Here is an 18,544-nt window from a genome sequence, read left to right on the forward strand (position 1 = left end):
GCGGCAGCTCCGGTCGACGCGGGTTATCAGGCTTTGATGGCACCGTTGGTGCCGAGGGCTCCTCCGGAGGTGGTCAGGGGCAGGTCGGCCAGGCCCAGTTCGCCGGCCTTGTCCATCAGTTGTCGCAGCTGACCTGCGTTGGCGGCGTCGCCCGTCTTCATCAGCTTCATCAGCAGGGCGGAGACGGTCAGATTCTGCACATCGGCCGTCGACACCGAGCCAAGGATCCGGCTCAGGTCCTCGGTGAAGTTCGCCGAACCGTCCAGCCAGGGCTTGGCCAGGGCCTGCGCCGTCTCGGAGTGCTGGACGAAACCGTCGACGCCCTTGCCGAGCGCGATGGACGACACCAGCCGGTCGAAGAAGACCGACTCGCCACCGACGATGCTGATGTCGGCGTTCTCCAGCCCGGTCGCGATCATCGTGGCCTGTGCCTCGGCGACCTGGCGCTGGACGTCGAGGCCGGCCAGCCGGATCTCCTTCTCCGCCTGGATCCGCAGCCGGTACTCCTCGTGACCTCGGGACGCCTCGTCCAGAGCGGCCATCGCGCCGGCCTTCTCGGTCAGGCCCTGGGCCTCGGCCTTGAGTTTCTCACCGATCGCCGTGGCCTCGGCGAGGGCCTTCGCCCGTACGCCCTCGGCCTCGGCACGCAGCCGTGCCTCGGTGACCTCGGCCTCGGCGCGACCGGCCTTCTCGATGACCTCGGCCTCCTTGTCGCGGACCTGTACGGCCGCGAGGCCCTCCGCCGCCGACTCGGCCTGGACGCCCTCGGCCAGCCGCACCTTGGCCCGCGCGGTCAGGTCTGCGGACTTCAGCCGGGCCTCGGCCAGCGTCAGTTCCTCCGCCGCCCGGTGGGTGGCGGCCTGTTCGGCGGCCTCGGCGGCCTTGATGTCCTTGACCAGCTTCTCCTGAGCCTGTGCCTCGGCGGCGATGATGACGGCCTGCCGACCGCGTTCCGCCTCCTCCACGGCGCGCAGCTTCTTGATGGACTCCTCCTGCTCGGCGACCGTACGGTCCACCGCGACGCGCTCCCGGATGACCTCGGCGATCTCTCGCTTCTCCGCCTCGACCTCCTTCTCCGCGGAGATCCGCGTCAGCTGCGTCTCCCGCTCCCGTGCGATGACCTCCAGCAGCCGGTCCTTCTCGATGCGCTCGCTCTCGACGGCGATGACCCGCTCGCGGTTCTTCGCGGCGACCGCCACCTCGCGCGCCTGATTCTCACGCTGCACGCCCAACTGCTCCTCGGTGCGCAGGAACGCCCCCTGTGCCCGCAGCCGCTCCTCCTCCACCACCCGCGCCGTCTCGGCCTCCTCACGGGCCCGTGAGGTGTCGATCTCCCGCTTCTGCTTGATCTCGGCGTCGGCCTGCCGGCGTTCCATCTCCAGGATGGCCTCCCGGGCATCGACGTTCTGCCGGGTGATCTCCTTCTCCTCGGTGCGCTGGTACTCGTTGGTGCGCACGTGCTCGACCGTGGTCAGCTCGGTGATCTTCCGGATGCCCTGGGCGTCGAGGACGTTGTGCGGGTCGAGCTGGCTCAGCGGCGTCTGCTCCAGGTGGTCGATCGCCGCGTCCTCCAGGTGGTAGCCGTTCAGATCGACGCCGATGACCTCGATGATGCGGTACCGCAGCTCCTCGCGCTTGGTGTAGAGGTCGGTGAAGTCCAGCTGCTTGCCGACCGTCTTCAGCGCCTCCGAGAACTTCGCGTGGAACAGCTCCTGCATCGTGGTCTGATCGCTGGCCCGCTGCGTTCCGACGGCCTGGGCGACCTTGATGACGTCCTCGACGGTCTTGTTGACGCGTACGAAGAACGAGATGCGGATATCCGCCCTGATGTTGTCCCGGCAGATGAGACCGTCCCGCCCGGTCCGCGTGATCTCGATGGCCTTCACCGAGATGTCCATCACCTCGGCTTTGTGCAGCACCGGCAGGACGACCTGCCCGGTGAAGGTCACATCGACCTTCCGCATCTTGGAGACGATCAGCGCCTTGCCCTGCTCCACCTTGCGGAACAGACGGGAGAAGACCAGCAGCACAGCGACGGCTATGAGCAGGACAACGGCTACGAGCGCACCGATGCCCACAGTGGTGGCATCCATAGGAAACGTCCTTGAGGAATGAGGAAGGGAAGGGTGCAGCGGACGCGCCGGTCCGCGGACTCAGGCGGCGTGGCGCGGGGGGCGAGTGCCACGTCATGGGGCGTGTGCCCCAGAAGTACTCGCCGGTGTCGTCGTAGGCGTGCAACAGTCCGGTGCTGCCGTACGTCAGAGGTTCTGTGCCCCACCGGTGGCCCGGAGCGTTGCGGTGGAGCCGTCCCGGGCGGTGGCCTCGACCAGGCCGGCCCCTGTATCCGCCCGCCTCGTGCGGATGGTGCACGTCAGCCCGACGGAGTCGGCGCGGGGCGGCGCGGGTCTGTCGGGGAAGAGGCGATGCAACGGGCGTACGAGCAACCGGGTCACGCGCCAGGCGACGAGGAGCGCCGCAACCGCTACGGCAAGGCGCACCAGTACGCGGCCCACGCCCGGCGAGACGACCGGATCCAGCAGAACGGTGCCGCTGACGCTCACGGTCCAGGCGAGCACCGTCATCGTGGAGAAGGCGACCGTGACCGGCACTCCCCCCAAGCCCCGGGCATCGAGGTCCACGTCCGCATCGAAGCTGCCGGACTCCGTCACGCCGGCGGCGACCAGCAGCCAGAAGACCACCGCCATGACGAGGGCACTGGTGAACACCAGGGTGGGGAAGCCTGCGGCCGCGGCGAGAAACCTCCCCATGCCCGTCCTCCCCGATCGTCTCTTCCGGTCTGCGCCCCGACTCTTCGGCAGCAAGGGGAGACGGTCCCGCGGCACGCTGTGCCTGCCGGTATCCGGCACCGGGACCGTCCCCTGTGCTCCCCCACCACCATCCTGCCTTCGCGATCACCGCCCCCGCATTGCCGGTTCCCGGCAATCTTCATTAGGGTCTGCATGCCAGGTTGCCGCTAAGAAAGCGTCACCGACACATCAAGAATCCGGGGAACTGTGGCGGAGTACGAAATACCCGAGCACTATCTGGCGGGCTACGCACAGATCCTGGCCGACGTCTCCGTGACCGGCCGACGGCTGACCCGCGATGAGCTCACCTCTCGCCGTGGCCTCGGAGAACAGGCTGCCGAAGCCGGCCTGGGCCTGCGTGCCCTCGTCAGCGGACACCTCGCAGCCACCCGCGTCGCCTGGCCCCACGCCCCCGCCTCGGTGGACAGTGTGCTCGCGGCCGTGCAGCAGGCGGTCGACGCCTTGGCCGAGGGGTACGAGCGAGCCCAGCGGCTGGCCGTTCGCCAAGAGGAAGCCGCCCGCCGCGAGTTCATCGACGACCTCCTCTACGGCCGCAGCGACCTCGGGCGCCTGGCAGAGCGCGCCGAACGCTTCGGCCTGCGCCTCTCCCACGCCCACGCGGTCGCCGTGGCACAAGGACCGGCCGCGTACGACGAGGGCGACGCGGTGCTGCGGCGCGTGGAGCGGTCCCTCATCGCCCGCTTCAGCGACCGCAGCATCCTGCTGACCACCAAAGGCGGCCGCATGCTGTGCATCGCACCCGGCGACCAGGCTGAAATCCTCCTCCACTTCGCCAAACAGGCGTACGCGGCAACGGACGGCGGCCGGGTCGCCATCGGCCGCCCCCAGCCGGGGCCCGGCGGGGTGGTCCAGTCGTACGAGGAAGCCCTCAACACCCTCGACCTCGCCGACCGCATGGAACTCGACGCCCCCGTGCTGCGCTCCGCCGACCTGCTCGTCTACCCCGTCCTCACCCGCGACCGGCAGGCCATGGCCGACCTGGTCCACAGCGCACTCGGCCCCCTCACCACCGCCCGCGGCGGACCTCAGCCCCTCCTGGACACCCTCACCGCCTACTTCAACTCCGGCTGTATCGCAGCCGAAGCAGCCCGCCGGCTGTCCCTGAGCGTGCGCGCACTGACGTACCGCCTGGAGCGCATCCACCAGTTGACCGGCGCCAACCCCGCCGATCCCGACCACCGCTACATGCTCCAGACAGCCGTCATTGGCGCCCGCCTGCTCGACTGGCCGGCCAAGACCCTGTGAAAGCCGTACGCCGCACCCAAGCGATGCTCATTCACCGGAGGTCTCCCACCGATGCCGGACGCGGCGAAGCCCAGCCCCGCGAGGAACGCTCCGGCAAGCAACCACGGGGGTCAGATGCGCACCGAGCGCGAGCAGGGGCAGCGCTCCGAGGGCACTCATCAGCTGCCCCAGCCGCAGCAGGTGGCCGACCACCAGCCGGTACATCACCGCGCTCATCACCAGCAGGCCGATGCCACGCACGCTGAGCACAGGCCCCCACATCGCCTTCCCACTGATCTGCTCGGTCAGCGCCGGTCCCAGGATCTGCCAGGTACCGGTCTGCACCCAGGCAGGTCACCGCGTCGAAGGCCAGAGCGGGGCCGCAGCCCGTGCCCACGACGAGGACACCGGACAGCCCCCGGCCCGAGGATCTTGGTCCCGTTGCGCACCGCTCCGAGCAACGCATTGACCTGCCTGAGCCGGTCGCGGTCGACGAGGTAAGGCAGGATGCCGCGCAGCGCCGGTGCGGTGAAGGCGCCGAGGACGATGCCGAGATCGCCGGTACCGCCCGAGGCGTCGCGACGGCCGCGCGCCACCAGTCGGCGCACACCCTGGAGCGGCTGATCGGCACCGGCCGCGCGGCCCTCCTCCGTGCACTCGAACGCCCGGCGACCAGCAGTGAACCGGCCGTGAAGCTCCGCCAGTCACTGAGCACCATCGGCGGCCATCTGGCAGCCCTGCGCCTCACGGACCTGGTCGTCGGGACACGGGTCGGCCGCCGGGTGGTCTACCGGCGCACAGAGGCCGGCGATAACGGTCGCCGGAACGGAGCAACACCCAGGGGCTCATTGACCAATGCCGGGGCATCATGGAGGCGCAGGGCGTCCACGTCGATGTCGTACGGGCCGTCGATCACGACATCGCCACCGGAGTCTGGCCGGACATGACCGAACACGGCTGGCAGACCGACGCCTGGCCAGGCCTGTACGAGCAGGTCAAAGCAGCCGACATCCTCGTGCTGGCCGGCCCGATCTGGCTGGGCGACAACAGCTCCGTGACCAAGCAGGTGATCGAACGCCTCTATGCCTGCTCGAGCCTTCTCAACACGTCCGGCCAGTACGCCTATTACGGGCGGGCCGGCGGCTGTCTGATCACCGGCAACGAGGACGGCGTCAAGCACTGTGCCATGAACGTCCTCTACAGCCTCCAGCACCTCGGCTACACCATCCCCCCTCAGGCCGACGCCGGCTGGATCGGCGAAGCGGGCCCCGGTCCTTCCTACCTCGACCCCGGCTCGGGCGGCCCGGAGAACGAGTTCACCAACCGCAACACCACCTTCATGACCTGGAACCTGCTGCACCTGGCCAGGATGCTCAAGGACGCCGGCGGAATCCCCGCATACGGCAACCAGCGCACCGCGTGGGATGCCGGCTGCCGTCATGACTATGAAAATCCGGAACACCGGTAGCGTGGTGGGCGGCCGTACCACGAAGGCATCCGTCTGCAGGGACGCCAACCACCGCGGGGATCGTCAGGGTTTCCGCTGACGACACCACGGCCACCACACCCTGGGGTGTCCGGCAGCCGGAATGCGTTGCCGCGTCCCGGCCCCGCAGAAGCGGACTTGCCAGTAGTCCCGGCATCCGGCTCGCCTCCACCCGGGCCCGACCCGGGAAAAGCCAGAGGCGGCTGACCGCCCGAAGGCGACTCAACGGCCTCAGGTCAGCCCCCGGAGGCGCAACCGCCGGCCGGGGCCGCCCTGAGATCCGGTCACTTTCGCCAGAACAAGTGGTGCGTCACCCCGCTCGGGCTGGGCACGACATCCAGGTGGAACCGGTCGAGCAGCTCATCGGGGGACTCCCAGAGTCGTAGTCCGGACCCGAGCTGCGTCGGTGAGACCGCCACGTGCAGGGTGTCGACGAGGTCGGCGTCGAGGAACTCCCGGATGGTGGTTACTCCGCCGCCGAGTCGGACGTCCTTGCCCTGTGCCGCCTCCCGGGCCTGCTCGAGGACCGTGGCCGGGTCGCCGTCGACGAAGTGGAACGTGGTGTCGGACAGCGTGAACGAAGGACGCCGGTGGTGGGTCAGGACGAACACCGGGGTGTGGAACGGGGGCTCGTCCCCCCACCAGCCCTGCCAGTCATGGTCGTGCCAGGGCCCGCGCTGGGGCCCGAACTTGTTGCGGCCCATGATCTCGGCGCCGATGTTGCGGGCGAAGTCCCGGGTGAAGTAGTCGTCGAGGCCCCTGCTGCCCCCGGGGTCAGTCCGCATGGGCCAGCTCGCCGTGGCGCCGGCCCAGGCGAACAGCCTCTCGGGCTCGACATGACCGAACGGCCTCTCCAGGGTCTGGTCCTCACCGGCCCCGATTCCGTCACTCGAGACATTGAAGTTCTGGACTCTCAGTAGCTGAGCCACGTGTTCCTCCTGTGTTGTCGACAACGGTGGTAGGACGTGCCGATCCGGGAAAACTCATCGCCCGCGTCCCGACAGATCATCGTGCGCGTGCTGGTGAGCACACCAGCGGGCTGCTCAACTACACCGGCGAACTCTGCGACGACAGGAGGGGCGCGCCGGGGATCCCCGCGATCACGGGCAGGGAGTGGGGGGACAACCGATTCCCCGGTCGCCTCCCGACCTGGTGGGCGAGCACTGTCACGAGCTCAGGTGGCGCGGCGCTGATCGTTGCTGTGGTGGCGCAGCTGCTCAGCGTGGTGGGTGAGGGTTTTGATGCGGGTGGCGAGGTCGGGGTGGTGCTGGAGGTGCGGCGCAGCGGCCGCCAGAGGGGCCAGGAGGTTGGCGGCGTCGTCGTCGGCGAGGGCCTGGTTGAGGTGCTCGATGGGCGCGTGAGCGTTGGCGGGGAGGTTGGTGAGGGCGGTGATCTGCCCGGCGAGTTGGCGCAGGTCGGCGGCGTTGTGGCGGGCCCAGGCGGCGACGCTGCGGTTGGCGGCGCGGCGGTCGCGGGTGGCTTTGACGCGTGCTTCACCGGTGGTGTTGGCGGGGCCGGGCCGCAGGCGGAGATAGCGACGCTCGGCGGCCTGGCGGCTGGCGACGCCGAGCGGTTGGGCCAGGTCCGCCCAGCTGGCGCCCGCTTCCCGAGCCGCTTCGATCAGATCCGTCTCCCAGGCGGCGAGCTGTTCGCGGACCTCTCGAAGCAGCATCAGTGAAGCCAGGGCCTGCTGGGGTGCCGCGGCGGGGGCGTGCGGTTCGTCGGCCTGCGTGGTGTGGGCGGTGTACATGGCTTCGTTGATGGTGTTCAGCGCCGCCGCGGCGGCGAGGAAGGGCACGGGGGCGGCGTGCCGGCTGGGGGACGGCGTGGGCTGATCGGGCCTGGGCACCGTGATCCTCCGATCCTGTCGTCCAATGGATAACACTTCGGCTTGTCATCCATTGGACGACATGCTACAACGGTATCAGGTGAAGCGCATTGGCAGTTTCTGCCCGAAGTTTCTGGAGGTGTTTCGCGATGTTGATGCGCACCGACCCGTTCCGCGAACTCGATCGGCTCACCCAGCAGCTGATGGGCACGTCCGGCACCTGGTCCAGGCCGTCCCCGATGCCGATGGACGCCTACCGTGAGGGTGAGGAGTACGTGATCGCCCTCGATCTGCCCGGGGTGTCCACGGACGCGATCGATATCGACGTCGAGCGGAACATGCTGACCGTCAAGGCCGAGCGCCGACCGGTGACCAAGGCCGACACCGTGCAGATGGAGCTCTCCGAGCGTCCGCTGGGCGTCTTCTCCCGCCAGCTCATGCTGGCCGACACCCTCGACACCGAGCACATCAAGGCCGATTACGACGCAGGCGTCCTGACCCTGCGCATCCCGATCGCCGAACGCGCCAAGCCCCGCAAGATCAGCATCGGCGGGGAACCCGGGCACAAGCAGATCAGCGGCTGAGCGGATCACACGGGCGGGGCAGGCCTCCCCTTCTCCCGGCCCCGCCCTCCGCACACATCAAGGGGGCCTCGGTGATGACCCTGCGGTGGGAGGCGTTCCTGGCGCATGTCCAGGAACGCGGCGAGTACGAGACGTCACAGGAAGCAGACCGGGCGGCGCGCGTCGTCCTGGCACTGCTCGGCGCGCACCTGGTGGGGCACGAGCGTGCCGAGCTGGCCGCCCGGCTGCCGGAGGCCTACGCCCTGATCCTGCTCAACCCGCTGCAGGCCGCTGAACCGCTCTCCGCCGAGCGGTTCGTCCAGGCCACTGCGGCCTGGATCGAGGGCGCCACCGCGGAGACCGCGAAGTGGGATGTCGGTGCCGTCCTCAGCGTCGTGGCGGACGCCTCCGGTGAAGAGCTCATGCAGCGCGTCCTGCTCCAGCTCCCACCCGGCTACGACCTCCTCTTCGGCCGTCCCCAGTCAGCTTGAACCAAGACATGGCGCGCATTGCGCCTTGTGACGAGAAAGGCAAAGTCTCTCCATGTCCCTGCAGCCCGGGCCGGTTCTTCCCACAGCGGGTATGACGTTCGACCAGATGCTGGAGCGCGTCCGGTACGAAGGCGCCTATCCCACCCGCGAGCGAGCCGGAGAAATCGTCCGCGCCGTGCTGGCCGGACTGGGCCGCCAGCTCACCGGTGAGGAACGCGTCGACCTCGCGGCCCGCCTGCCCGTCGAGGCCGCCACGGTGTTCGCCTTCCAGGTCCCCGACCCCCAGCAACTCACCGGCCGGGAGTTCGTCAAGGATCTGGCAGCGCGCACCGGCGGCACACCCGCCACCGCACGCTGGGACACCGGCACCGTGCTCACCACCGTCGGCCAACTCGCCGGCCACGACCTCCTCACCCGCATCCTCGCCCAGCTCCCCTCCGGGTACGGGCTCCTGTTCGGCCGCGCCGAACTCACACAGGCTGCCTGACACAGCAGCCCAGAACGCGATGCCGGCCGATTGGCGAGACACAAGCAGTACCACCCCGTGCTGGCTGAGACAGCGCGTCAGCACGGGCACCCGCTGACTGGCCTCCGGCCTACGGCCCCCTGGTGGGCTGTGCACTACGGGCCGATGTCGCGCCGGCCGGTCTGCCCCGTCACCCACCCAGGGTGGCGGGGCAGACCGCCGACAACCCCCGCCGCCCCAACCGGCAGCCCAGTTGAAGGCTCTACGCTCTCCTGGCGATTGGACGGCACATGGCGTCCGGTCAGCGAGCTGCGTCGTCACACCATCCCGCAAGAGTCCCGCCTTCGCGGACAATCTGCTGGGCCGCGTTCGCGTCGGCCACCATCAGCACGCGCGGACCCGTGGCCCACGAAGACGAGATCGTCACCGCCGTCCTGGACCACTCAGCGTTCCATCGCAGTCAACGACGTTGCGGCCGAGCCGGTCCACCGCTGCGGCGACGAGGCCGTCATACGGCCCCGCTCGTCACGAAGCCACGGGCCGAGCTGTGGCCGGGTGACCGGGGCCGTGGCGCCCGATACCTCCCGGTCGTCAAAGCTTCTCCGAGTCGATCACGCAGGGTCCGGGAGATTTCGCGTCCACCGCCAGGACGACCTCGGTCAGCCCAGGAAGCTCAGTCGAACCTGGCGAGCGCATGCCATGCGCGGCACCTTCGTCGTGCACCGCGGGCTGCGGGATCACAGCCCAGATTCACGCCGGCGGAGACGGACCGCATCCCTCCCCCGGGCGCCCACACGCTGACCCAACCTTGGTCCGGGGTGTGCCGTCGGCCGGGTGCGCACCCGGGGTGAGGACAGGCGCGCGTGTTCGACAAGTGGCTCAGGCCGCAGGAAGTGGATCAGCCTGATGGACTGTTGGATGACCAGCTGCCCACGGTGGGCCGCCCCGATCTGGTCGAGCCGCGGCTGACCGAGCAGCTGGCCCGTGCCCAGCATGTCTCCGCCCACCGCCTGGCCGATGAGCCGGACGACGAGGTGCCGGTGCTGCCCACCCACGGCTTCGGCAGCTTCTGCTCCTCCTCACAGGCCGAGGGGGACGCGACCACGATCGGCCAGGACCTGGCCGATCCCGTGGGGCAAGCCCGTCACCCTGCTCGCCGACACCCCTGAGCAGATCACCGACGCACAGCGAGAACTGACCCGGGTAGGCATCGACCGCCCGGCCGCCGCCACCGGCGACCCGGGCACCTGGGTCGGCGCCGGCGAGCAGCTCGCTTCCTTCCTCCGCGCCCGGACGAACTGCCCGTACAGCAGCATCCAGAAGTTGCGGTGGCGGGCGGAGACCTTCTCGATCTGCTCGGCGAATCCGCCGAAGCCGTCCACCGCCTGCGCGACCGCGCCGAGCCCGCCGGCCTGCACCACCTGGGCCTTCACCAGGCGAGGGCTGCCGGGGAGACCCTGCCCTCCAGCCGCGTCGCGACCTCGGCGGCCGACGTCTCCTGTGCCGGGCCGCCCTCGTCGATGCGCTTGACGGGGACGAAATCCCGCGGCTCCGAGGCATCCGCCGCGTCCGCCTCCCCGGCAAAGTCGGTGATCTTCCCTGTGGCGACTCAGGGCCCAGACCGAGCTCTGGTCGCACTTCGGCGCAAGTACGACGGTGGTCATGAGCCGCAGCCCGGCCCGCCTCGCTCGATGCCGCCCGCCGGTGGGGGCGCGATGGGGGTTACCCAGATCTCCCTTCCATGCGATGTTCAAATGTCTGATGTTTGTATAGGCTGTCTTCATGAAGCGCATCAGCACACCGCGGAGGACGGCAAGCCTGTCCGCGCAGCTCGTGGACAGCCTCCGCTCGCACATTGAGGCAGGTGGATGGCCAGTGGGAACGCGAATCCCGCCGGAGCAGGCCCTCATCGAGGAGCTCGGGGTGGGACGCAGCACGCTACGGGAGGCGCTCGGCGCGCTCGTGCACCTGGGCCTGTTGGAAGCCCGGATCGGGGACGGCACCTACGTCCGCGCGTCGAGTGAGCTCCAGTCGGTCATGGTGCGGCGAGCGAGTGCCGCGCAGCGGGACAACGTTCTCGAACTGCGCACCGTCCTTGAGGAGTACGCCTCAGGGGCCGCCGCCCTGCGTCGCAGCGAGGACCAACTGCACCAGCTGAAAGAGCTGTTGGCCGACGCCGACGCGGCCTGCGCCGGTGAGGACATGTCCGCGGCCGGCAGTGTCGACGCATTGTTCCACCGGGCCGTCGTCCGGGCGAGCGGAAACGACCTCCTGATCGAGGTGTACGACTACCTCGGTACAGCTCTCACCTCCGCCCTGGGCGGCCTGCCCTGGGACGCCGTCGGCGCCGAGGAGCATGCCGGCCTGCACAGGCGACTCGTCGACGCGATCGAGGACCGGGACGAGAGCGGCGCCCGTGGCGCGGCGGCTGCGATCGTCCAGCTCACCCGTGACCACGATGCCGAGGCACCACGAGTGACGGAGGGGCAGTGAGCAAGGAGTTATCTTCGATATCCCGTCAACCCTCCACCTCCGGGCCGTCGGCTGCCGACAACACCCGGCCTGCCGTGTCGATCGGGCTCGCCTTCGCGATCTGCCTCGTAGCGGCGAACCTGCGAACGCGTCTCACCGGTGTCGGTACGCTGCTGCCGGCGATCGAGCACGGCAGCGACCTGACATCGAGCTGGGGCGGGCTGCTGAGCACTCCCCCTGCTGACGTTCAGCGCGACGCCGCCTCTGGCGGCCCGGACCTCTCACCGGTTCGGCACCGAACGCCCGCTCGTGGCAGCCCTTGGCGCGCCGACCGCCGGAACTGTGGTCCCGTTCGATTGCCTCTGTGATCTGCCTGTTCACCGGGACCGTGATCCCGTCTGCTGCCATCGCGTTCGGCAATGTGCTGCTACCCGCTCTGATCAGGCAGAGCGTGCCCGCACACCGCCTTCAGGGCATCAGCGCTCTCTACGTCACCGTCATGGGCGTCACGGCCGCGGTCTCCTCCGGGATCTCCGCGCCGCTTTCCCACACCTTCCCGGGTTCCTGGCACACCGCTGCCGCCCGGGGTGTTGCCTTCACCATCGCGGCGTTCGTCGTCTGGCTGCCCCGGACACGGGGCGACAGGCCCCAAGCCTCCACCGGCGTGACCCGCAGTCCGGCCCCCTTGGCGGTCGCGACTGGCATGGCAGGTCAGCAAAATCAGGGACCTGCAGTCCCCGGGCTTACACACCGCCGTCGCGTGGCCACCCAGCATCCTGATGGACTGCGGCCGGGACCTCGGTCGTTGTGGCCGGTGGCTTCGCCGCGCTGGTGTCCGCCCCGCGCTGTCCGTTCTGGCGTGCGCCCTGCTCGCTCGGGCGGTGGCGAGTTCCTCGTCCTCTCGCCGGCCTTTCAGAGCGAACGTGCCGGTAGCTCCGGCGAAGCTGCCGCGCCGGCAGGCATGGCGCAGTCCATCGGCTACCTCGTAGCAGCGGCCGGCCCCCTCCTCCTCGACATCCCGCACGACATCACGAGCCGCTGGACATTCCACTCATTGCCCTGATTGTTCTCGGCTTTGCCATGGCAGGTACTGGATACGACGCAGGGCGAACCATCAAGAGCACGACCTCGACGCGTCGTTCCCCCGCCTCGCTCGCCCGAGCCGGAGCCACGTGCCCGGCCCAGGTCCGTTCCAGCACCACGGCACCCTGCCACCCCTGCCTTCCCTTGCCCGAAAAGTGAAGATCCCTCCCGACGAACGAGCCTTCAAGGCCACAGAGGAGACCACTCATGTCCGACTCGAAGCCCCAAACTGACGAGTTCAGCGCGCGTACCGCTCAGCGCAGCGCTCACCTGTACGCGACAGATCCGCAGTTCCGCGGCGCCGCGCCCCTGGACGCCGTCACCGAGGCGATCCGGCGGCCGGGCCTACCGCTCGCCGACCTCGTAGCCACGGTGATGGAGGGGTACGCGGACCGACCCGCCCTGGGCGAGCGTGCCACGGAGCCGGTCACCGACCCGGATACGGGCCGCACCACGTTGCGCCTCCTGAAGCGGTTCGACACGATCACCTACGGCGAACTGTGGGGACGGGTGGGTGCGGTGGCCTCCGAGTGGCGGCACCACCCCGACCACGCCGTGGGCCCGGGTGACTTCGTCGCGGTTCTCGGTTCCACAAGCGCCGAGTACACCGTGGTGGATCTGGCATGCCTCCGCTCCGGTGCGGTGTGCGTTCCTCTCCAGGCCGGCGCCTCGGCGGGGCACCTGGCCCCCATCGTCGCGCAGACCGGACCACGTCTGCTCGCGGTGGACGTGGCACACCTCGACGTCGCGCTCCAGGTCGCGGCGGACGCCCCGTCGCTGGGCAGGATCGTCGTTTTCGGCCACCATCCGGAGATCACCGCTCACCAGGAGAGGCTGGAATGGGCGCGCGGCCAACTCGCGGCGCAGGGCCGAGGCGTCACCCTGGACGCGCTGGCATCCGTCATCGAGCGGGGAAGGACCCTGCCGTCGGCTACCCGGAGCCCCGAGGGATCGACAGCCGACGCGCTCAGCACGCTGATCTACACCTCGGGGAGTACGGGCACGCCCAAGGGTGCCATGTACACCGAGCGTCTTGTCACGCAGTTCTGGGTTGACTTCGTGCCTGACCAGGAGATGCGACCGTCCGTCGTGCTCAATTACATGCCTCTGAGCCACATGATGGGACGGGGTGTGCTGTTCGGCACGCTCGCAAAGGGGGGCATCGCCTACTTCGTGGCGTCGAGCGATCTGTCGACCCTCTTCGAGGACCTCTCCCTGGTCCGCCCCACCGAGTTCATCATGGTGCCCCGCATCTCCGACATGCTCTTCCAGCGCTACCAGGCTGAGTTGACCCGCCGAAACGACGTGGGCGCGGGAGGGGATGCGGCCGAGCAGGCGGACCGCGTGAAGGAGGAGCTGCGGGAGAAGACCCTGGGCGGCCGCCTCCTGTGGGCCGTCAGCGCCTCGGCCCCGCTGAGCGCGGAGATGACGGCGTTCGTCGAGAGCTGCTTGCACGTCAGGATGCTCGACGGTTACGGGTCGACGGAAGCCGGAGTGGTCTCGCTCGACGGCCGGGTGCTGCGGCCGCCGGTGACCGACCACAAACTGGCGGATGTGCCCGAGCTGGGATACTTCCGCACCGACTCGCCGCACCCCAGGGGCGAACTGCTGATCAAGTCCGACCGGCTCGTTTCCGGCTACTTCCAGCGACCCGATGCCACCGCCGATGCCTTCGACGAAGACGGCTTCTACCGCACGGGCGACATCATGGTCCGCATCGGTCCCGACGAGTTGGTGTACGTCGACCGCCGTTCCCACGTACTCAAACTGTCACAGGGCGAGTTCGTGGCCGCTTCCCGTCTGGAAGCCCTCTTCACCGGCAGTCCGGTCGTCCGGCAAATCTTCGTGTACGGCAACAGTGCTCGTGCCTACCTGCTCGCGGTCATCGTGCCCACGCAGGACGCGCTCGACCTCGTCGGCCACGACACCCAGTGCCTCAGGTCGATGCTGCGCGAGTCCCTGCAACGCCTCGCCGCCGAGGCGGACCTCAACTCGTACGAGATCCCACGGGACTTCCTCATCGAGACCGAGCCGTTCAGCCAGCAGAACGGGTTGCTCTCCGGAGTGCGCAAGCTGCTGCGCCCCGCGTTGACGAAGCGCTACGGCGAGCGCCTCGAAGCGCTGTACACCGAGCTGACCGAGCGCGAGACCGACGAACTCCAGGCACTGCGCCAGGCCGGCCCGTCCCGACCGGTACGGGAAACTGTGTTCCGGGCCGTCCGAGCGCTTCTCGGACACCAACAGGACGACGTGAAGCCCGGCACACGCTTCCTCGAACTCGGCGGTGACAGCCTCTCCGCGCTGTCATTCTCCCAGCTGCTGAAGGAGATCTTCCACGTCGACGTCCCTGTCAACGTCGTCGTCAACCCGGTCAACACGCTCCAGCAGGTGGCTGATCACATCGAAATGGCCCTTGCGTCGGGACACCAGCGCCCGACCGCCGACAGCGTCCACGGACCGAGCGCGACACGGCTCGTGGCGGGCGACCTGACGCTGGACGCGTTCCTCGACACGGAGACCCTGGCGAAGAGCGGCAGGCCGGCCGGTCCACTGCCCGAGGCACGGACCGTCCTGCTGACCGGCGCCAACGGCTACCTGGGCCGCTTCCTGTGCCTCGAATGGCTGGAGCGCGTCGCAGAGCGCGGTGGCACGCTGGTGTGCGTGGTCCGCGGCAGCACCGACGAGCTGGCCCGGGCACGGCTCGACGCGGCCTTCGACAGCGGCGACCCGGAGCTCCTCCAGCACTACCACGACCTGGCCGCCGAGCACCTGGAGGTGGTCGCCGGCGACATCGGGGAGGCCGGCCTCGGGCTCGACAAGGAGACCTGGCAGCGGCTGGCCGACGCCGTGGACCTGATCGTTCACCCGGCGGCACTCGTCAACCATGTCCTGCCGTACGACCAGCTGTTCGGCCCCAACGTGCTGGGTACGGCCGAACTGATCAGGCTCGCGGTCACCTCCCGGATCAAGCAGTTCACCTACCTGTCGACGGTCGCCGTCGCCTTCGGGTCCGAGGCTGCGGCCGACGAGGCGGCGGACATCCGCACGGCCTGCGGGGCGCGCGACCTCGGCAGCGGTTACGCGAACGGTTACGGGGCCAGCAAGTGGGCGGGCGAGGTGCTGCTGCGCGAGGCGCACGACACGTTCGGCCTGCCGGTCGCCGTGTTCCGCTCGAACCTGATGCTCGCGCACCCACGCTACCGGGGCCAGCTGAACATCCCGGACGTGTTCACACGCCTCTTGCTGAGCCTGCTGGCGACAGGAATCGCCCCAGGCAGCTTCTACGCCCAGGGCACCGGTGACGGCAGCGGGCACTACGACGCACTCCCCGTGGACTTCACCGCGCGGGCCATCGCCTCGCTGGGCGACCACGCACGGGAGGGGTACCGGACGTTCAACGTCGTGAACCCGCACGAGGACGGAATCTCACTCGACACGTTCGTCGACTGGCTGATGACAACCGGACACCCGCTGACGCGCGTCCACGATTACGACGAGTGGCTCGACCGCTTCGAGACCGCCATGCGCGGCCTGCCCGACCGCCAGAGGCAGCATTCGCTGCTCCCCTTGCTGCACGCCTTCGCAAGGCCGGAGGAGCCCCTGCCCGGCTCCGCCCTGCCGGCGGACCAATTCCGCGCGGCAGTGCGGGTCGCCGCCCTCAACAAGGAGAACGACATCCCCCATCTGTCGCAGGACCTGATCACCAAGTACGTGGCGGACCTTCGGTCGCAGCACCTGCTGTGACCGAGCCGCCCGGACGATCGCTACATAGGACGCCGCTTCGGAGCGGAGGGCCTTAAGACCGTGCGATGTGCAGCATTTTGCATTCAGCGACGGTCCTCCGGGGAACTGTCCACCGGCCGCTCTGCTCGAATTTCCCAGGCGGGGCTTGAGGACGAGGGTTTCCGCGTCATTGCCAGAACGCGAGTCGGAAGGCCGCTCCTGTGGCAGATCAGCGACCAGGGCGCCGAGCTCGCCGTACGTCTTCGTCCGTACAGCACGGCTCCGGGGAAGCCCAGCTCGAGCACCCGCGCTCCAGCTCAGCCGCAGCCGCGGCCGGTGACTGGGTGGGAGTCCCTGCGAACCCTTGAAGCGGCCGGGCCAGGAGGCGGCAATCCCGGCGAGCTGGTCATTTGCCTCGCGGGCCACCGCGATGGCGTCAGCCTCCGGTAGGTCCTGCACGCCCGGCGACGGCCAAGACAGCACGGCGTATCGACACCCTGATCAACCACGTGGGCCAGCCGCTGCTCACGGCTCTTGCCGAGGCGCCCTGATTCAAGAATCGGTAACGGCGCGAGGGCTCACATCTCTCCACGCTCCTGCGCTGCAAGGACGTCCTCGACGTGTGCCAGCAGGGCCTGCTCCACTGTCGCCGCATCCCCCAGGGGCAGGAGGCGGTTGGGTAGATCGATGCCGTTTCCCTTGGTGCTCAGCGTCGGTTCGCCGGGCACGACGAGTCCTTGATGAGCGGATGGTCCCGCAGGAGCAGCGCGAGCGGTTCCGGAGGGTGGTGCCGGAGGCGGTGGCCACACGTCCGCAGGGCGGCAGGCGTAGCGGAGCGTAGACGGTCAGCACCTCGAAGACAGCTCTTCCCGTCCCCACTGCCTCAAGGTGTCAGAGGTGACGGCGGCCGGTGTTCGGCCGCCGTCGAGCGCTCGCGTGGGTGCGGTTGAGGTCAGCCCAGGCAGCCAGGGACCGTGGTGGGGCTGCCGGCGCAGTTGGTGGGGTGGTTGTTGTGGACGATGCTGAGGAGGAGTGCGACGCTTCCGGTGTCGTTGTAGATACCGCCGGGAGCGTTGGTTGCGGTGTTGTCGGACACGCGGCTCTCGGTGAGAGTCGTCGTGGCTCCGGCGCCGCCGAAGTTGGCGATTCCGCCCCCGACACCCGTCGGCCCGGACGCCTCGTTGTGCTGGATGCTGCTTTGAACGATCTTCAGCGTCGCGTCGTTGGCCACTCCGCCGCCCTTTTCCAGCGCCGTGTTCTGGGTGATGGAACTCTGGGCGATGGTCATATCGCCGTCGTTGGCCAGGCCGCCTCCGTTACGGGTCACGGTGTTGCCCGAGATGATGCTCTGAATGACGCGGGTGGTGGACCGGTATTGCCGCCGATTCCGCCGGAGAAGTCGGCCCGGTTGTTCCGGATGACGGAGTGCACGACGTTGAGGGTGCCGTCGTTGCGGATGCCGCCGCCGAAGTCCCCCGATGCGTCGCCGTTGCTGATGGTGGTCAGGTGCAGGCTCAGTTTTCCGACGGCGTCCACCTTGAGGATGCGGAATGCGGGGGCCGCCCCTGAGCGGGTGAGGGTAGCGCCGTTGCCCAGGATGTTGATCGTGTTCTGGATGGACGGCAGGGGCGCGGTCAGGGCGTAGACACAGCCCGGTGCCAGGATGAGCGTGTCGCCCGAGGCGTTCGCTGCGGTGATGGCGCCCGCCAATGCGCCGGGAGAACACGGGACGAACGTCTGCGCGGCTGCCGGGGTGACAGCCATGCCGGTGGCCACGAGGGTGGTGCCGGCCACGGTGGCGAGTGCGCGGATTGCCGTTTTGCGGAGTTTCATTGCTGCTCCTTGGCTGTGTGGAGAGGGAGAGTTCACGAGCCTTTTCCGGTGCGCCCGAAAACAGTTGTGGGGTCGATTCGGAGCCCGAAAAAGGGGCCGTCAGACAGGCCGCACGGGCATCGCATTTCAGGTTCTGTCGCGCCTTTTGACGCCATCCGACTGCTGAGGGGCTCTTGGGGCGCCATGGGTGCCGAGAGGAGTACTTCTGGCAGCCGTTGGGGCTCGTCAGAGGGTGATGACGCCGCCGTGGGCGGAGGCGGGCAGGTGGTTGGAGCTGCCCGCGTAGGTGGCGGTGGATCCGCCGTTGAGGATGATCAGCGGCAGCTGCGCGGTGATCCAGATGCCTGTCGTATCCATGACAGCCTCCTTCGGGTCAGGGGCCGTCAACCACCCACCTGGGACCGCATGTTCGCCACGGCTCAGCGGGCAGTGAAAGTCTCCTCAGCGGGGGCGCTCACACAGCAGCCATAGCGAGGTCTCATGTTCTTCCTCGGCACACTGCCCACCCCCGGTGAGGGATGGGCGGCCCGCCGGAATTCACTTACAG

Annotated in this window: 16 protein-coding genes and 2 pseudogenes; 8 read left to right on the forward strand and 10 right to left on the reverse strand. The window is 69.0% G+C overall.

Going from position 1 to position 18,544, the window contains the following annotated elements; all coding sequences use genetic code 11:
- Positions 1-26 precede the first annotated feature (26 nt).
- Both K7396_RS05090 and K7396_RS05095 read right to left on the reverse strand, forming a co-directional pair.
- On the reverse strand, positions 27-2,093 hold the full coding sequence (locus tag K7396_RS05090) for a flotillin family protein (protein ID WP_107421146.1): 2,067 nt from the start codon (positions 2,091-2,093) through the stop codon (positions 27-29).
- A gap of 165 nt (positions 2,094-2,258) precedes the next feature.
- Positions 2,259-2,768, reverse strand: coding sequence for a hypothetical protein (locus K7396_RS05095; RefSeq protein WP_223659655.1), 510 nt, complete (start codon positions 2,766-2,768; stop codon positions 2,259-2,261).
- 246 nt (positions 2,769-3,014) lie between these two features.
- On the opposite strand from K7396_RS05095, the gene K7396_RS05100 reads away from it, so the two are divergent.
- Positions 3,015-4,073, forward strand: coding sequence for a PucR family transcriptional regulator (locus K7396_RS05100; RefSeq protein WP_086716362.1), 1,059 nt, complete (start codon positions 3,015-3,017; stop codon positions 4,071-4,073).
- A 27-nt stretch (positions 4,074-4,100) separates the two neighbouring features.
- Here the strand turns inward: K7396_RS05100 and K7396_RS05105 are convergent, their stop codons facing one another.
- A complete protein-coding gene (locus K7396_RS05105; protein ID WP_086716364.1) occupies positions 4,101-4,397 on the reverse strand; it encodes a hypothetical protein in 297 nt (98 codons plus the stop codon).
- Positions 4,398-4,866: 469 nt separating this feature from the next.
- Here K7396_RS05105 and K7396_RS05110 point away from each other — a divergent pair.
- Positions 4,867-5,520: pseudogene (locus tag K7396_RS05110) on the forward strand (flavodoxin family protein); the annotation flags it as partial.
- 302 nt (positions 5,521-5,822) lie between these two features.
- Here the strand turns inward: K7396_RS05110 and K7396_RS05115 are convergent.
- Positions 5,823-6,467, reverse strand: a complete 645-nt coding sequence (locus tag K7396_RS05115) for a dihydrofolate reductase family protein (RefSeq protein ID WP_086716369.1) — start codon at positions 6,465-6,467, stop codon at positions 5,823-5,825.
- Between the two features lie 245 nt (positions 6,468-6,712).
- Positions 6,713-7,387 (reverse strand): type III effector protein, encoded by a 675-nt coding sequence (locus tag K7396_RS05120; protein ID WP_152105097.1) that lies wholly within the window; start codon positions 7,385-7,387, stop codon positions 6,713-6,715.
- A 128-nt stretch (positions 7,388-7,515) separates the two neighbouring features.
- On the opposite strand from K7396_RS05120, the gene K7396_RS05125 reads away from it, so the two are divergent.
- From K7396_RS05125 to K7396_RS05145, 5 genes and pseudogenes are all read left to right on the forward strand, one after another.
- Complete coding sequence (locus tag K7396_RS05125) at positions 7,516-7,950, forward strand: Hsp20/alpha crystallin family protein (RefSeq protein WP_086717323.1); 435 nt, start codon at positions 7,516-7,518, stop codon at positions 7,948-7,950.
- Between the two features lie 74 nt (positions 7,951-8,024).
- Positions 8,025-8,420, forward strand: coding sequence for a DUF2267 domain-containing protein (locus K7396_RS05130; RefSeq protein ID WP_086717324.1), 396 nt, complete (start codon positions 8,025-8,027; stop codon positions 8,418-8,420).
- Between the two features lie 52 nt (positions 8,421-8,472).
- Positions 8,473-8,907: a DUF2267 domain-containing protein gene (locus K7396_RS05135; protein WP_223659658.1), complete on the forward strand. Its 435-nt coding sequence runs from the start codon at positions 8,473-8,475 to the stop codon at positions 8,905-8,907.
- Positions 8,908-9,818: 911 nt separating this feature from the next.
- Positions 9,819-10,179 (forward strand): annotated as a pseudogene (locus tag K7396_RS05140) (hypothetical protein); the annotation flags it as partial.
- A gap of 489 nt (positions 10,180-10,668) precedes the next feature.
- The gene (locus K7396_RS05145) at positions 10,669-11,379 is read left to right on the forward strand and encodes a FadR/GntR family transcriptional regulator (RefSeq protein ID WP_086717326.1); all 711 of its coding nucleotides are present in this window, start codon (positions 10,669-10,671) and stop codon (positions 11,377-11,379) included.
- A gap of 465 nt (positions 11,380-11,844) precedes the next feature.
- On the opposite strand, the gene K7396_RS05150 is transcribed toward K7396_RS05145, so the two are convergent.
- Positions 11,845-12,063: a hypothetical protein gene (locus tag K7396_RS05150; RefSeq protein WP_158101111.1), complete on the reverse strand. Its 219-nt coding sequence runs from the start codon at positions 12,061-12,063 to the stop codon at positions 11,845-11,847.
- Between the two features lie 585 nt (positions 12,064-12,648).
- Between K7396_RS05150 and car the strand changes: the two genes are divergently transcribed.
- Entirely contained in the window at positions 12,649-16,185 is a 3,537-nt protein-coding gene (car, locus tag K7396_RS05155) for a carboxylic acid reductase (protein WP_086717327.1), read from the forward strand.
- A gap of 557 nt (positions 16,186-16,742) precedes the next feature.
- Here car and K7396_RS05160 read toward each other — a convergent pair.
- From K7396_RS05160 to K7396_RS35630, 4 genes are all read right to left on the reverse strand, one after another.
- Positions 16,743-16,892: a hypothetical protein gene (locus tag K7396_RS05160; RefSeq protein ID WP_158101112.1), complete on the reverse strand. Its 150-nt coding sequence runs from the start codon at positions 16,890-16,892 to the stop codon at positions 16,743-16,745.
- A gap of 224 nt (positions 16,893-17,116) precedes the next feature.
- Positions 17,117-17,491, reverse strand: coding sequence for a hypothetical protein (locus K7396_RS05165; RefSeq protein WP_143589075.1), 375 nt, complete (start codon positions 17,489-17,491; stop codon positions 17,117-17,119).
- The gene (locus K7396_RS05170) at positions 17,488-17,997 is read right to left on the reverse strand and encodes a hypothetical protein (RefSeq protein WP_086717329.1); all 510 of its coding nucleotides are present in this window, start codon (positions 17,995-17,997) and stop codon (positions 17,488-17,490) included. The genes K7396_RS05165 and K7396_RS05170 overlap by 4 nt, the downstream gene beginning before the upstream one ends.
- 225 nt (positions 17,998-18,222) lie before the next feature.
- Complete coding sequence (locus tag K7396_RS35630) at positions 18,223-18,354, reverse strand: hypothetical protein (protein WP_263295773.1); 132 nt, start codon at positions 18,352-18,354, stop codon at positions 18,223-18,225.
- Between the last annotated feature and the right edge of the window lie 190 nt (positions 18,355-18,544).

Origin of the sequence: Streptomyces angustmyceticus (assembly GCF_019933235.1) — a bacterium.
Classification (GTDB): domain Bacteria; phylum Actinomycetota; class Actinomycetes; order Streptomycetales; family Streptomycetaceae; genus Streptomyces; species Streptomyces angustmyceticus.